Annotated in this window: 17 protein-coding genes; 13 read left to right on the top strand and 4 right to left on the bottom strand. The window is 31.6% G+C overall.

What is annotated here, in order from left to right; genetic code table 11:
• Nucleotides 1-3: 3 nt before the first annotated feature.
• A complete protein-coding gene (locus MUN68_RS11075; protein WP_249996230.1) occupies nucleotides 4-1,449 on the bottom strand; it encodes a S41 family peptidase in 1,446 nt (481 codons plus the stop codon).
• Between the two features lie 325 nt (nucleotides 1,450-1,774).
• On the opposite strand from MUN68_RS11075, the gene MUN68_RS11070 reads away from it, so the two are divergent.
• Genes MUN68_RS11070 through MUN68_RS11055 form a run of 4 tightly spaced genes read left to right on the top strand, consistent with a single transcriptional unit; the run spans nucleotide 1,775 to nucleotide 3,977 of the window.
• Nucleotides 1,775-2,284, top strand: a complete 510-nt coding sequence (locus MUN68_RS11070) for an RNA polymerase sigma factor (RefSeq protein ID WP_249996231.1) — start codon at nucleotides 1,775-1,777, stop codon at nucleotides 2,282-2,284.
• A complete protein-coding gene (locus MUN68_RS11065; RefSeq protein WP_249996232.1) occupies nucleotides 2,271-2,840 on the top strand; it encodes a hypothetical protein in 570 nt (189 codons plus the stop codon). The genes MUN68_RS11070 and MUN68_RS11065 overlap by 14 nt, the downstream gene beginning before the upstream one ends.
• 13 nt (nucleotides 2,841-2,853) lie before the next feature.
• A complete protein-coding gene (locus MUN68_RS11060; RefSeq protein ID WP_249996233.1) occupies nucleotides 2,854-3,426 on the top strand; it encodes a DUF4252 domain-containing protein in 573 nt (190 codons plus the stop codon).
• Between the two features lie 5 nt (nucleotides 3,427-3,431).
• Nucleotides 3,432-3,977, top strand: a complete 546-nt coding sequence (locus tag MUN68_RS11055; protein ID WP_249996234.1) for a DUF4252 domain-containing protein — start codon at nucleotides 3,432-3,434, stop codon at nucleotides 3,975-3,977.
• A 58-nt stretch (nucleotides 3,978-4,035) separates the two neighbouring features.
• Here MUN68_RS11055 and MUN68_RS11050 read toward each other — a convergent pair whose 3' ends face one another.
• A complete protein-coding gene (locus tag MUN68_RS11050) occupies nucleotides 4,036-4,215 on the bottom strand; it encodes a hypothetical protein (RefSeq protein WP_249996236.1) in 180 nt (59 codons plus the stop codon).
• A 5-nt stretch (nucleotides 4,216-4,220) separates the two neighbouring features.
• Nucleotides 4,221-5,564, bottom strand: a complete 1,344-nt coding sequence (gene purB, locus MUN68_RS11045; protein ID WP_249996237.1) for an adenylosuccinate lyase — start codon at nucleotides 5,562-5,564, stop codon at nucleotides 4,221-4,223.
• A gap of 206 nt (nucleotides 5,565-5,770) precedes the next feature.
• Between purB and MUN68_RS11040 the strand changes: the two genes are divergently transcribed.
• From MUN68_RS11040 to priA, 6 genes are all read left to right on the top strand, one after another.
• Nucleotides 5,771-6,700: a YihY/virulence factor BrkB family protein gene (locus tag MUN68_RS11040; RefSeq protein ID WP_249996238.1), complete on the top strand. Its 930-nt coding sequence runs from the start codon at nucleotides 5,771-5,773 to the stop codon at nucleotides 6,698-6,700.
• The gene (locus MUN68_RS11035; RefSeq protein WP_249996239.1) at nucleotides 6,693-7,133 is read left to right on the top strand and encodes a DUF2147 domain-containing protein; all 441 of its coding nucleotides are present in this window, start codon (nucleotides 6,693-6,695) and stop codon (nucleotides 7,131-7,133) included. The genes MUN68_RS11040 and MUN68_RS11035 overlap by 8 nt, the downstream gene beginning before the upstream one ends.
• A gap of 286 nt (nucleotides 7,134-7,419) precedes the next feature.
• Nucleotides 7,420-9,108 (top strand): hypothetical protein, encoded by a 1,689-nt coding sequence (locus MUN68_RS11030; RefSeq protein ID WP_249996240.1) that lies wholly within the window; start codon nucleotides 7,420-7,422, stop codon nucleotides 9,106-9,108.
• A gap of 45 nt (nucleotides 9,109-9,153) precedes the next feature.
• Nucleotides 9,154-9,702, top strand: a complete 549-nt coding sequence (locus tag MUN68_RS11025; protein WP_249996241.1) for a hypothetical protein — start codon at nucleotides 9,154-9,156, stop codon at nucleotides 9,700-9,702.
• Between the two features lie 45 nt (nucleotides 9,703-9,747).
• Nucleotides 9,748-10,353 (top strand): hypothetical protein, encoded by a 606-nt coding sequence (locus MUN68_RS11020; RefSeq protein WP_249996242.1) that lies wholly within the window; start codon nucleotides 9,748-9,750, stop codon nucleotides 10,351-10,353.
• Nucleotides 10,354-10,425: 72 nt separating this feature from the next.
• Nucleotides 10,426-12,879 (top strand): replication restart helicase PriA, encoded by a 2,454-nt coding sequence (gene priA, locus MUN68_RS11015; protein ID WP_249996243.1) that lies wholly within the window; start codon nucleotides 10,426-10,428, stop codon nucleotides 12,877-12,879.
• A gap of 36 nt (nucleotides 12,880-12,915) precedes the next feature.
• Here priA and MUN68_RS11010 read toward each other — a convergent pair whose 3' ends face one another.
• Nucleotides 12,916-13,611 carry a LytR/AlgR family response regulator transcription factor gene (locus MUN68_RS11010; protein ID WP_040254020.1) on the bottom strand — a complete coding sequence of 232 codons (696 nt, stop codon included), beginning with the start codon at nucleotides 13,609-13,611 and terminating at the stop codon, nucleotides 12,916-12,918.
• Nucleotides 13,612-13,811: 200 nt separating this feature from the next.
• Between MUN68_RS11010 and rpsF the strand changes: the two genes are divergently transcribed.
• From rpsF to rplI, 3 genes are read left to right on the top strand one after another with little or no spacing between them, the layout of a single operon-like run.
• The gene (gene rpsF, locus MUN68_RS11005) at nucleotides 13,812-14,150 is read left to right on the top strand and encodes a 30S ribosomal protein S6 (RefSeq protein ID WP_249996260.1); all 339 of its coding nucleotides are present in this window, start codon (nucleotides 13,812-13,814) and stop codon (nucleotides 14,148-14,150) included.
• A 2-nt stretch (nucleotides 14,151-14,152) separates the two neighbouring features.
• Nucleotides 14,153-14,449: a 30S ribosomal protein S18 gene (rpsR, locus tag MUN68_RS11000; protein WP_249996244.1), complete on the top strand. Its 297-nt coding sequence runs from the start codon at nucleotides 14,153-14,155 to the stop codon at nucleotides 14,447-14,449.
• Between the two features lie 13 nt (nucleotides 14,450-14,462).
• Complete coding sequence (rplI, locus tag MUN68_RS10995) at nucleotides 14,463-14,912, top strand: 50S ribosomal protein L9 (RefSeq protein WP_249996245.1); 450 nt, start codon at nucleotides 14,463-14,465, stop codon at nucleotides 14,910-14,912.
• Nucleotides 14,913-14,966: the final 54 nt, after the last annotated feature.

Below are 14,966 nucleotides of genomic sequence, written 5' to 3'. Positions count from 1 at the left end.
ATGTTATTCAAATTGTATTCGATCAATAAATACATCTTCTATATCAATATACATTCGGTCTTCAAATGGTTTTAAATTCATGTCTTTTTTTATAGATTTAACCTCGTTGTTAAATTGACCATAACGACCTAAGCCTTGAATATCTAAAAGTGCTGCAGCAAGTAATGGTTCATTAGTGTCTCCTAATATGCCATAATTCCGTGGTGTTTCATTGATGTCAATATCTGGTATTAATCCAGTTGAAGGTACAGCTTCGTCATTCACATTTATAGAATTTGCTACTAAAGGTTGAAGCGCATAGGTGTGCGTCGGATTAATATCATTTGGACCAAAGCCAGGTGAGTCAAATAAAGTTATTGACGCTTGTGTTTTTCCTACGGTATTATCACCAATTTGGACAACATCAATATATTGACTTAAACTATTAATTACTAATTCGCTTGCAGAAGCTGAAGCATCTGTTGTAAGTACATAAACTTTACTCAAGTTCAAGCTGTTTATTTGATTCCCATCAAAGCTATTAACAAATTTATAATTACTGTTGTTTTGCTGTAAATCTTCATTGTAAATTAATTTAGAATACACCTCTCCATTAAACTGACCAGTAATCATACTGCCTAATATAGCTGCAGTACCAACAGATCCGCCAGGATTATATCTTAGGTCTAATACTAAATGTTGAACATTACTGGCCTGTAATTGTCCAAATGCTGCATTCAATTCGTTTTCAAAATTATTATTAAAACCATTATAAACTAAATAACCAATATTTTCGCCATCAACATCAATAACATCTGTTTGGAAGACTGGATTTTCAGTATAAGCTTGTTTTGTAAGGCTTGTACTGTTTGCTGTAGATTCAATGATGTCATCTTCAACGTCATCAGGTGTGCCATTGTCATTATAATTTGCAAAATTTAAAGTGTATGAATTTTGATTTAATAAATCACTAAGATTCGTATTTGATAAAGGCACATCATTTACAGCATCAAATATTTGTCCGCGTAGCAAACCTTGATTGTCACCAACACTATTAGGAAGTACTAATCTTATAATTCCGAAGACTTCAGTATCACTTCCTGGCTTAAAGTAAAAATCAAATTCTAAACCTGTTGAAAGCGAGTTTCCTTGTTGGTTTTCAAGAAAATCAATATAATTTGGGATTAAAAAGCTAAAACGATCCACATTATCTCTATCAAAGAGTAGGCTTTCAAAAATACTTTCAGGAGTAGAAAATTGATTGAGGTAAAACCCATAATCTCCATCAGACGAAAATCGATTGTTTGCTAAATCTGGCACATCTGCTTTATAAAGGTAAGTCGCATTCAAGGCTTTCCAGATAAAATCATTGATTTCACTAGCAGCTACTGCATTATCGTCATTATCCTCAAAACAATTGGTAAATGTAAGCGCTACCGCAAGCAGTAGGCATAGTTTTATAAGTTTCATATTTTTTCTTTTTCAATTTTTTTTCGCAAACCAACTATACTATAGTCAACTAAACTATAAATTTACTTACATTATTGTTAATTAAAAAATTTAATATGTTTCATAATTAGTTTTGTTGTCTGTCTCTTCTAGCGCATTCGAGAACTATTTATAGACATCTCGACTTACGTTGTAAGGTGCTTTCAATGAAATATATTTTATTTCAATCAATACTCGATAAGACAAAAGAAGAATTATTTTCAATTGAGTTGTAACAAAACTTATACATGTTCGTCGTAATGATAAGAAGCAGAATAATCAGCTGTTTTTAACTAACCACCAAACCATGACACAGACTGATTTTGTAAAATTAGTAATGCCTTTTAAGGATAAAGTCTATCGCTTAGCAAAAAGACTTCTGGTTTCTAACGAAGAAGCAGAAGATGCCACGCAAGAGATTTTAATGAAGCTGTGGCGTAACAAACAGAAAATTAGCGAATACAAAAATGTTGAAGCGTTTTCGATGACAATGACAAAGAATTTTTGCTTAGACCGATTAAAATCGAAACAAGCGCAAAATTTAAAAATAGTTCATAGTAATTACCAAGACAATAACACGTCTTTACAAAGTCAGGTAGAAAATAATGATAGTGTTGATTGGGTTTCAAAAATAATTGAAGAATTACCAGAACAGCAAAAAATAATATTACAGCTCAGAGATATTGAAGAATATGATTTTGACGAAATAGCTAAAGTAGTAGATATGAATCCTACAGCAATTAGAGTCGCATTATCAAGAGCAAGAAAAACAATAAGAGAAAAATTAACGAATACACACAGTTATGGTGTTAAATAGCATAGAGAAACTAATAGAAAAGTATGACAATGGTGAAACATCGTTGAAAGAAGAGCAGAAGTTAAAAGACTACTTCGCACAAGACAATGTTGCTCCTCATTTAGAATCGTACAAAATAATGTTTCAGTATTTTAAGACAACAAAACAAGAACTATATACTAAAGACGTTCCGTTAAAACCTAAGAAAAACTTCGTATATCAATGGATTTCTGTCGCTGCAGTAGCAGTTCTAATGTTAGGAATTATTATTCCGAATATGTTTGGAGACAACATTTTAACAGTTGATGATTTATCACCTGAAGAACGTAAAGTGTATTTTCAAACACAAGAAGCAATGGCAATGCTATCTTCAAATTTTGATAAAGGCACCTCAAGCTTAAGTGCTTTAGGAACTGTATCAGATAATTTTAACCAAGGAGCTTCAAGTTTTAATGCTTTAGGCCTGGCATCACAAAGTTTTAATGTAGGTGCCGAAAAAGCGAGTTATGTAAATAAACTCGGAAAAACAACAAACAAGTATTTAAAGAACACTAAAAGAAAACAAGCAAATAATTAAAAAACAAGAACACATGAAAAATTTAATAGTAATAGTAGCAATAATGTTGTCAACAATCGTAGGAAATGCACAAAGTGTATTTGATAAGTTTGAAGATAAAGAAGAAGTAACATCTGTAATCGTTAACCAAAAAATGTTTAAAATGTTAGCAATGATGGGAATTGATGCAGACGATCCAGAAATGCAAGGTTATATCGATATGGCAAAAAATATCACAAGCTTTAAAGTCTTTACAACTGGAGATGAGAAAATTTCAGGAGATATGAATTCTACAGTAGCTAAGTACTTAAAGAATTCTAGTATGGAAGAGTTAATGCGTGTAAAAGATGGCGATCAAACCGTTAACTTTTATGTTAGAGAGGGTAAAGATGAAAATCATGTTAAAGAACTATTAATGTTCGTTAATGGAATTAAAGAAATGACCCAAGGTCAAGACATCACTATCAATGGAAAGAAAAGAGAAATTGAAACTGTATTGTTGACTCTAACAGGAGATATCGATTTGAGACAAATCTCTAAGTTAACAAGTCAAATGAATATGCCTGGAGGCGATCAGTTGAAAAAAGCAGGAAAAGATAAAAACTAATCATTATGAACTCATCAATCAAAACCTTAATCATGATGTTGATCTCGGTTGTAACTTTACAAAGTTGCAACCAAGATCCAACATTGCAAAGTTTCTATGTAGATAGTGAACTTGCGCCTGGATTTACATCTTTAGATGTGCCAATTAGCTTATTAAAAATAGATGAAACGTTATTGGATGAAGAGCAGCAAGAGGCTTACGATTCAGTTGACAAGTTAAGTCTCGTTGCATTTGTAGCCGAAGATGGCAATGCCGAAGAAATGAATACTGAATATGCTAAAGTTGAAGCCATATTAAAGAATCCTAAATATGAAGAATTGATGCGTGGCGGAAATTCTACAGATGGAAAATTTGTTATTAAATGTATTGGAGATGGAGACAATGTAGATGAATTTATTCTCTTAGGAAATTCAATTGAAGCAGGATTTGCAGTTGTAAGAGTATTAGGCGATGATATGAATTTTGCTAAAATAATGAAACTAGCTTCTGTTTTAGATGAAGGTAATATAGAGGAAACTCAATTGAAACAAATCACTAAATTTTTTCAATAACTGATTCGTATTGAAAATGTTAATGTTAAATCACCTTAAGTTTTCTTGAGGTGATTTTTTATTTGGTATCAGATTCTTTTACTGCAATCCAAATAAGAATAAAACCAAGTAAAGCAAAGCCTGTAAATAAAAGTAGTTTTACAATTATATAATCTAAGATGTCAAAAATTCCAGATATAAAAAAACCAAAAAGTAAGACTCCAGTACAAATAAGTGCTAAATTGTTTTTACTTAACATTGGGTTTAAATTCCAGTATAATTACTAGGATTAATAGCTTTTAATTCTGATTTAATAGCTTCAGAAACCTCTAAAGTATCAATAAAATTTGAAATGGATTGCTTGTTAATGGTTTTATTGGTTCTCGTTAATCCTTTTAAAGCTTCATAAGGGTTAGGATATGCTTCACGACGTAAGATGGTTTGTATCGCTTCAGCAACCACAGCCCAATTGTTTTCTAAATCTTCTGCAAACTTAGATTCGTTTAATAATAACTTGTTTAAGCCTTTTAGAGTCGATTTAAAACCAATTAGTGTATGACCGAAAGGAACACCAACATTACGCAAAACTGTACTGTCTGTTAAATCACGTTGTAATCTTGATATAGGAAGTTTTGCAGATAAGTGTTCAAAAATAGCATTGGCAATACCTAAATTTCCTTCAGAGTTTTCAAAATCTATCGGATTTACTTTGTGTGGCATTGCACTACTTCCAACTTCACCTTTTTTAATTTTTTGTTTAAAGTATTCCATCGAAACATACGTCCAAATGTCACGATCTAAATCAACAATAATGGTATTGATCCGTTTTAAACCATCAAATAAAGCAGCCATATGATCGTAATGCTCAATTTGTGTTGTTGGAAACGAATGCTGTAAGCCTAATTTTTCTTGAACGAATTGTGCTCCAAAAGCTTTCCAATCTACATCAGGATAAGCCACTTTGTGCGCATTGAAATTTCCTGTAGCTCCTCCAAATTTCGCAGCACTTGGTACATCATTCAATAAATTAAACTGTTCTTCTAAACGCACAACAAATACCTGAATCTCTTTGCCTAATCGCGTAGGAGAAGCGGGTTGTCCATGAGTTCTTGCTAACATAGGAATGTCTTTCCATTCAATAGCAATGTCTTTCAGTTTCTTTAAAACTTCAAAATATTCAGGCACATAAACGTCATTCATGGCATCTTTTATACTTAACGGAATTGCGGTATTGTTGATGTCCTGAGACGTTAATCCAAAATGAATAAACTCCTTGTATTTTGAAAGGTTTAAAGTGTCAAATTGTTCTTTTATAAAGTATTCAACCGCTTTTACATCATGATTGGTAATGGCTTCAATGTCTTTTATAGCTTGTGCGTTTTCAGAAGTGAAACCAGTATAAATCGCTCTTAAATCTTCAAAAACTGACGCGTCTATATCTGAAAGTTGAGGCAGCCTCAATTCGCAGAGCGCAATGAAATATTCAATTTCGACTAAAACACGATATTTTATTAGCGCTTCTTCAGAAAAATAAGGAGCAAGGTTATTTACTTTGTTTCTGTAACGACCATCTATTGGAGAAATGGCATTTAAGGATGATATTGACATTGGTTGTGTTGTTTTCTTTTACAGTAATTTCAAATGGTAAATAGTATAAAACTATAAGTTGGCTAAGATAATTGTTTTCGATGGAAGCAAGGCATAACTCATTGTAAGTTTTTATACTTTTCTTAAATTTGTAGGTATAAGTTTTCTACTTTTACAAGTGCTAAAATTAGTTTGTGGCTTGAATAAAATATTATCAAATTCCTTACATGTCTAGACCTATTGAAGATAAATTAGAGAAAATTCCAGTAGTTAATCTACTCGTAAAATTCTTCAAGAGCATTAAGCTAAAAGTGTTGGAGGGTTTGTCGTTATACGATTTATTGGAGCTTTATATTATTGGTATTGTGAAAGGAACTTTGAGTACAAGAGCAAGTGCTATCGCTTATAGTTTTTTTATGGCGTTATTTCCATTTTTGCTATTTGTGATTATCGTAATTCCGTATATTCCTATTGATGGTTTTGAAACCGAGTTTTTAAATTTTTTGCAATCATTTTTACCACCTACCACCACAGAGTTTTTTCATGAAAGTATTTTTGAAAACATAAAAGGAGGTGGACTTATTTCATCTGTATTCTTGGTGTCTATTTTGCTAATGGCAAACGGAGTAAATGCTGTGTTCTCTGGTTTTGAAAGTTCTTATCACCAACAACTTACGCGAAATATTTTTAAACAATACATCTTTGCATTAGGCGTTGCTTTAATTCTAGCTGTATTGTTAATTTTAACCGTTGCAGTACTTGGTTTTTTTAATATTTATGTGGTAGAAAACATTGTTGAATTGGCGCATGTTGAAAATGAAAATAGCGGATTGTTATTGGTGTTGTCACAATATTTATTCTTTATAATTATGGTGTATTTAGCTACGGCAACCTTGTATTATTTTGGAACTAAAGAAGGAAAAAAGTTTAAGTTTTTCTCTATTGGAGCACTGTTTACCACGCTATTAATTATTTTAACATCATATTTATTTGGTATTTATATTGAAAGTTTTGGCCAGTACAATAAACTATATGGTTCTATTGGAGCGTTGTTGATACTAATGTTTTATTTATGGCTTAATGCCAATATTTTGTTATTAGGTTTTGAGCTGAATGTTTCATTAACCACACTAAGAAAACATAGGAAATATGCGTAAACTCTTTTTTTTAATACTTGGCTTCGGAATGACTTTTTCATTACATGCTCAAGATATTTTGGGACAATGGAAAACTATTGATGATCAAACAGGTATTGAAAAATCAATTGTTGAAATTTATAAGAAAAATGGAAAAGTCTTCGGAAAGATTATCGAAATATTTGATAAGTCTAAACGTGATTTGCCATGTAAATTTTGTGATGGAGATGATTATAATAAGCCCATTTTAGGTTTGGTTATCATTAAAGATATGGAGGCAAAAGGTGATGCGTTTAAAAACGGAACCATTACAAATCCTGAAGATGGTAAAGTGTATACTTGTAGACTAAAGCTTGATGAAGATGATCCTAATCAGCTTCAAGTTAGAGGGTATGTGGCATTCTTTTACAAAACTCAATATTGGGTAAGAATAAATGATATACCTGATAATTAATGATATAAGTACTTGTTTTTATATTTGTTTAGGCTAATATTATGACCGTTTGTCGTAAATTATTGCTGAATTTACTTACTTTTTGTTGCTTTATGTATTCGAGATAATTATACCTGCTATTAGGTATTATTCATTTAATGTTTTGATGTACATTTGTTTAGCTATTAATAGGTCTTTTTTTTGAATTGCCTTTTCTTTAAAGCAAAAGATTTTTAACCTTAATAGTCCTAAAATTGAAACTATAACTGGTGATTATTAACAACAACTAATTTTTAAAACACAACGAATGATTATTAAATTAAAAAACTTTAAATTTCTAACGCTTGCCTTAATTTTTGTATTGCCTGTTTGCGTTAATTCTCAGGATTTTAAAGAAAGTATTAACGACATATCTTCAAAACTTGAGTCTGTTGAAGCTTCAAAGGCTCAGTTTAGTCAAGAACTAAAAGATATCTCTTCAGGTTATGCTATAGCTACAATTACAGAGATAGATACCAAAGGCGAATCAGAAGGAATTAATTATGAATTTAGTTTTTCTGATGTAGATATCAATACAGTAAGAACCATTACTAAAAAAGATGTGATTCTAGTTCAATTATTAATAAAAGGAAAGCAAAAACTGATCAAAAAAATTGAAGATGGAGGCGATAAAGTAAGCTATGTTGACGAACTGTTTTTTTATGCAAAAGACATCGATAATGGTAGAGATATTGTAGATTCAATTAAAAATATAATTCCTTTAAATGAAACGATAGAAAAGAATAAACTATCTCTAACCACTTACAGCGAACATCTACAATGGTTAATGGATAATGTTTCAGAAGTTGATTATCTTAAAAAACAATACTCTCAGAAACTTTCAAATGATGGTAAACAAAATGGACATGCTAAATTAGAAACAACTGAAAGTGTAAAAAGCAAGATGGAAGTTATGAGTTATGAGTTCAATTTTGCAGTTCTAAATCCAAATAGTATCAATTTTAAAATACGTAGCGATGAGTTCTATATCGAAGTTGAGAATAGGAGAAACATAAAAAGTATTAAAACATTTGATAATAACGTTCAAGGAAACTTCACGAATAGTTTGGAGTTTTATGCATCTAGTGTCGAAAATGGAAAAGACATTTATAAAGTGCTTAAGGCTATTATTCCATTAGCAGAAAAAGCGTTTTCAGATAACAAACCTAATATTGCAACTAAAACGAATGCGATTGACTATTTAAATAAAGTCATGGCTAATATTTCTACGACAGATAAAGCCATAACGCAAACAATCAAAAATGAGTGTGTAACTGATTTTAATCAGAAAATCGCAACGAGTAAAGATATAGATGATAATGTGTATACCTTTAACTTTATTGATATTAATAGCGATAATATAGAGTATAATTCACAACAAGATTTGCTGTTTGTAGAGTTTTTTACAAACCAAAAAAGCAAGTATATGAAATACACTCAAAATGGAGAATTACAGAATTATAAAAATGAGATAAAACTGTATGTGAATTCTATAGAAGAAGCAATGATTGCAAGAGAAGCGATACAGACAATTATAAAAGAATGTAAAACACAGACAAAAACGTATTCTGGTTTATCTGAAAAACAATGTTTAGATGCGCTTTCTGAAGCAATAGGTGTCGTAAAAATAAACGATGATAATTATGACCAATCAATTGAAATTATTGATGATGAGGCTAAAACGATAAAGTTTACAAAGGTGTTTGCTAATGCTAAAAAAAGTGAAGAGCAAGTATTTGAATTTGGAATTAAAGACATTAATACTAAGAGTATCGAAATGAAAACCTCAGGAAAAAATGTTACTGTTGAAATGAGTACCAAATATTTTGAAAAAATTGTAAAAACGTATGAAGATGGTGAAATAAAAAGTTATGGAAATAAAATTATTATTGAGGCTTCTAATATTGAGAATGCTAGAGAAATACTAAACTTGTTTGCCATAGCAACTAAAGATTAAAACAATTTTTGATTATTAATTAATCATAAAATAAACCAACCAACCATGAAAAATATTATTTGTCTTTTTTGCATTTCTTTTTTATTAATTAGTTGTGGAGGTAATGATGATTCTAGTGACGATGGTCAAATGTTAGATGACTCAGATTATTATATCAGTTTTACTGAATCTGGAAACAATTATGATTCTAGAGCTAGCCAGAATACAGGTGTAAGTGTAGCTAGTGTTCTTATAGAGAGTCCGAATAGTTTGGCATTTTCTGTTATAACAGATTTCGTTACAAACAATGGAAAGATTATAGTACTGCTTATTGAATTAACCTCGGATGCTCCAGTTGGTTTTGGGGCTGGATTTGAATTAAATGGAGGGAATGAAGATTACATCCTTGAGTCTATTTATTCTAGAGCAAGCTTAAGTGGAGGAAATTCTTTTGGTGGATCTGCAGATGAAAATAATGAGATCTATTTAAAAATAATATCCTTAGATAGAGATAATAAAATTATTTCTGGGAAATTTAGTTTTACTGCTGTGTCAGATGATGAGTCTGAATCAAAAACAGTTTCTAATGGCTATTTTAATGTTAATTACCAATAAAGAACACATACTATTTTAATATTAACCATTTAAATTATACCAATCATGAAAAAAACAATTTTATTTTTTGCAATGATTACCATGCTATTTTCTTGTAGTGGTGACGATGATGCCGCAGAAATCGCAAATCAATTTGATGGATCTTTAGAGTCTGTTGAAGAATTCTTTACACCAGAACTCGTTGATGCATTATTAGATTTAGGTTTTATTATAAATACAGGTGATAATCCTCCAAATATAGAAGGTGTTTACTTTTCAAGTCCTTTTATTTTAGAAGCTTCTACTGTGCCATCTGATTTTGTTGGGCAATCTTTTGCTGATTATACGTCAGAGTTTTCTAATCAAGATAATGGATCATTAACTATAGATTTTAATGGAATGGGAGGAAATCAAACAGATGTTGGTTTTGGCTCTTTTGTTTCTGGTGATGGAAATGCATTTTCAGTGTATCTTAAAAATACGGGTACAATTGGTACTTATAGCGCAGATACTGCTATTGCTATTTCTGGCCGAATGACTGAAGATGGGATTGAAGATTTTAAACTAGCAGCATTAATGTTAGATGATAATGGAGATCCTGAAAGTGTTTATATTGAAAATAATACAGGTCGTTTAATATATGATTCGGATGAATTTTCACCAAGACAATAGAATAATCATTTAAGTACAAAAACCATCTCAATTTGAGATGGTTTTTTTATGCAAACATAGTACCTTTGATGTGTGAACTACTTCATCAACGTCATATTGCCAATTCCTTTAGAACAAAGCTTTACGTATGCGATTACGCAAGCTGAAGCTGACTTTCTAAAGCCTGGTATGCGTGTGTCTATTCCCTTCGGAAAGAGTAAGATTTATACAGGACTCGTTGAAAGCATTCATCAAAATGCACCTTTAGTTTATGAAGCCAAACAGATTCATCAAATTCTAGATGATATGCCTTTGGTAACTTCTGTTCAGCTGAAACATTGGCAATGGATTTCAAAATATTACATGTGTACAGTAGGTGAGGTTATGCGTGCTGCGTTGCCAAGCGCTTTTATTTTGGAAAGTGAAACGGTCATAAGTAAAAACAGCAAGGTTCAAATTAATGATGAAGATTTAAAAGATGACGAATTTATTATTTATGAAGCTTTGCATCATCAATCGTCTTTAAAGATTCAAGATTTAATGTCGATTTTAGATAAGAAAAATGTACTTCCTGTCATCAAACGACTTTTAGAAAAGGAAGTCATCAATGTTCAGGAAGAGATTTATGAAAAGTATAAACCTAAGTTGGTTAGATATGTCAAAATAGCTACTGCTCATACGTCCGAAAAAGCTTTACAAGAATTGATGGAATCGTTAAGTCGAGCACCTAAACAGCGTGATGTGATTATGACTTTATTTTCAGTTTCCGCACAAACTAAAAAGCCAGTAAAAGTTTCAGAATTGATTGAAGAGAGTGGATCATCTTCAGCAATTATTAAGACTTTAATTAATAAGGAAATATTAGAGGAATATCATATTCAAACCGATCGTGTTCAATATGAAGGAGACGATAATGAAGCGTCTAAGCGCTTAAATGAACACCAGGAATTAGCTTTAAATGAGGTGGCTCAGTCATTTGAAAATCAGAATATTACACTTTTACATGGTGTGACGTCTTCAGGAAAAACTGAACTTTACGTGAAACTAATTGAATCACAATTATCTAACGGAAAACAAGTGTTGTATTTGTTGCCTGAAATTGCGTTGACAACACAATTGGTAGAGCGTCTTCAGAATTATTTCGGTGAGAAAGTAGCTGTGTTTCATAGTAAATATTCATCTCATGAACGTGTTGAGGTTTGGAACAATGTGCTTAATAATTCGCATAAAGCTCAAATCGTTTTAGGTGCACGTTCTTCAGTATTGTTGCCCTTTCAAAATTTAGGATTAGTGATTGTTGATGAAGAACATGAGTCGTCATATAAACAATTTGATCCAGCGCCTAGATATCATGCTAGAGATGCATCAATAGTTTTGGCGAGTTTGTTTGAGGCTAAAACCTTATTAGGTTCTGCAACACCAAGTTTAGAAAGTTATTTCAATGCGCAGCAAGGGAAATATGGATTGGTAGAGCTCAAACACAGATACAATAATGTCTTAATGCCAGATATTGAACTTGTAGATATTAAAGACAAGCACAAACGTAAACGAATGACTGGTCATTTTAGTGATCGCCTTATTTTAGAAATGCAAGAGACTTTAAAGGATGGACATCAAATTATTTTGTTTCAAAATAGACGAGGTTTTTCACCAATTGTAGAGTGTAATACTTGTGGTCATTCGCCTCAATGTCCTAACTGTGATGTGAGTTTAACGTTTCATCAATATAGAAATCAGTTACGATGTCACTATTGTGGTTATAATTCTGCGATGCACAAAAACTGTGAAGCTTGTAGAAGTGTAGAACTCGATTCTAAAGGCTTTGGAACAGAGCAAGTAGAGCAGGAGGCTAAGTTGTTGTTTCCGGATCATAATGTAGCTCGTATGGATTTAGATACGACTCGAGGTAAATATGGCTATGAAAAAATTATTACAGCCTTAGAACAGCAGGAAATCGATATTTTAGTTGGTACACAAATGCTAACCAAAGGTTTAGATTTCAGAAATGTAAAGTTGGTTGGTATTATGAATGCTGATAATATGCTTAATTTTCCGGATTTTAGAGCACACGAACGCAGTTATCAATTGATGGCTCAAGTTTCAGGAAGAGCTGGTCGAACTAAAGAGCGTGGTAAGGTATTGATTCAAACGTATAATCCGTTTCATCGTATTCTACAACAGGTCTCTACAAATAATTTCAAGCAAATGTTTGATGAGCAAATGGATGAAAGGCATACGTATAAATATCCTCCAATTTACAGAATGATAAAAATTACTTTAAAGCATAAGGATTATCAAAAAGTGAATATTGGAGCAGACTGGTATGCAAAATCATTAAGAACAGTCTTTGGTAAACATGTTTTAGGGCCTGAATTTCCTCCAGTAGCTAGGATTCGTAATCAGTATTTGAAGCATATCCTAGTGAAAATTCCTCAAAAGCAATCTTTAGGAAAAACGAAAGAAGCTATTATTAAAATAAATAACAGCTTCTTAAGTATTAAAGATTTTAGGGCAGTAAGAGTAATTTTAAATGTCGATAATTATTAATGTTATATCTTCAACTAAAGAGTCTTATTGTGCCTTTTAAATATTGTTTAAAGCGTCGACAAGTTGGGTTTTCTTGTTTCTACTTAATGGAATCTCATAAGCGCCAACTTCAACATTTTTGCTATTAAATCGATCTACTTTGTCAAGGTTGACAATGTACGATTTATGGATTCTTAAGAATTTACCCTCAGGTAATTCATGTTCAAAAGCTTTCATTGTAGATAAAACGACCAAGCTATTTTCTTCAGTAACTAATTTTACATAGTCACCAAGAGCTTCAATCCATTTAATATCTTTGATGTAAACTTTACGTTTTTTCAGGTTACTTTTCACAAAAATGTGTTCACCATCAGTTTCATTAAAATCAAGCTTAAGTTTATGTTGCTCTAAGGCTTTTTCTACAGATGTATTAAAACGCTCCCTAGTTATAGGTTTCTGTAAATAATCCGTTGCGTCATAATTAAAAGCTTTAAATGCGTATTCAGTTTTACCTGTAACGAAAATAATTTGGGGTTTGTTGTTGAGTACATCGAGCAATTCAAAACCGTTAAGTACTGGCATCTCAATATCTAGGAAGATTAAATCTACCTTATGAGTATTAAGCCCGTTCTTGGTCTCTAGCGCGCTGCTGTATTCTGCAATAAGGTTAAGTGAGGAATGATTCTCAATTAACTTTACAATCGATAATCGTTGAATCGCAGAATCATCAACTACTACACAGTTTAAAGTCATAACATTATTATATTTTAGGTTAAGATATCGACAATGTTACAAAAAATTCGGATAAAAACCAAAAAACATCGGTAAAGTGTTTGTTTTAACATTTCTTTAACATAGTTAATTTCTATAAAATTTTATATGCAAAAACGTTGCCAGAAACAGAAATAATAGTTATTTTTGCACTCATTTTTAACACAATAAAAAATATTTTTATGAATCATTATGAAACTGTTTTCATCTTAAATCCCGTTTTATCTGACGATCAGATAAAGGAAACAGTACAGAAATATGAAGATTTTCTTGTTTCTAGAGGAGCGAAGATGGTAGCCAAAGAAGATTGGGGCTTAAAAAAATTAGCCTATGCAATCCAAAACAAAAAAAGTGGTTTTTATCACTTATTTGAATACACTGTTGATGGAGAAGTAATAAATCCATTAGAAGTAGAGTTTAGACGTGATGAGCGTTTTATGCGTTACTTGACAGTAAAATTAGACAAGCATGCGATTGCTTGGGCAGAGAAGAGAAGAATCAGAGATAAACAAAAAGCGTAATTATGTCTTCAATTGAACAACAAGCTAAAGGAAAAAAAGATGGAGAGATTAGATATCTTACTCCATTAAATATAGACACAAGCAAAACTAAAAAGTATTGCCGTTTCAAGAAATCTGGTATCAAATATGTTGATTACAAAGATGCAGATTGGTTACTTGGTTTTGTTAACGAGCAAGGTAAATTGTTGCCAAGACGTTTAACAGGAACTTCTTTAAAATACCAAAGAAAAGTATCTGTTGCAGTAAAAAGAGCTCGTCATTTGGCTTTAATGCCATACGTAGTAGATTTATTAAAATAAAATACCAATAACAATGGAACTTATATTAAAACAAGACGTTGAAAATTTAGGATTTAAAGACGATGTTGTAACGGTTAAGAACGGTTATGGTAGAAATTTTTTAATTCCTCAAGGTCAAGCCGTAATGGCTACGCCTTCTGCTAAGAAAGTATTAGCAGAAACTTTAAAGCAAAGAGCTTTTAAAGAGAAGAGTATTGTTGATGCAGCTAATCAAACTGCTGAAGGACTTAAAGCATTAGAAATTAAAATTGCTTCTAAAGTTGGATCAGGAGATAAATTATTTGGATCTGTGAACAATATTGATATAGCAAATGCTTTACAAAAAGCTGGTCATGAGATTGACAAAAAATTCATCTCTGTTGCTGGTGGATCTGTAAAACGTTTAGGAAAGTACGATGCTGTGATTAGATTACACAGAGAAGTATCTGTAGATTTACCATTTGAAGTTGTAGCTGAAGCTTAAGACTCAAATACATTATATTAAAAGCCTCAACTTCATGTTGAGGCTTTTTCAATT

It is taken from the genome of Psychroserpens ponticola (assembly GCF_023556315.2).
Taxonomy (GTDB): Bacteria; Bacteroidota; Bacteroidia; order Flavobacteriales; family Flavobacteriaceae; genus Psychroserpens; species Psychroserpens ponticola.
Note: the sequence above shows the minus strand (reverse complement) of the source record. Positions and strands in the feature narration are given on the sequence as shown.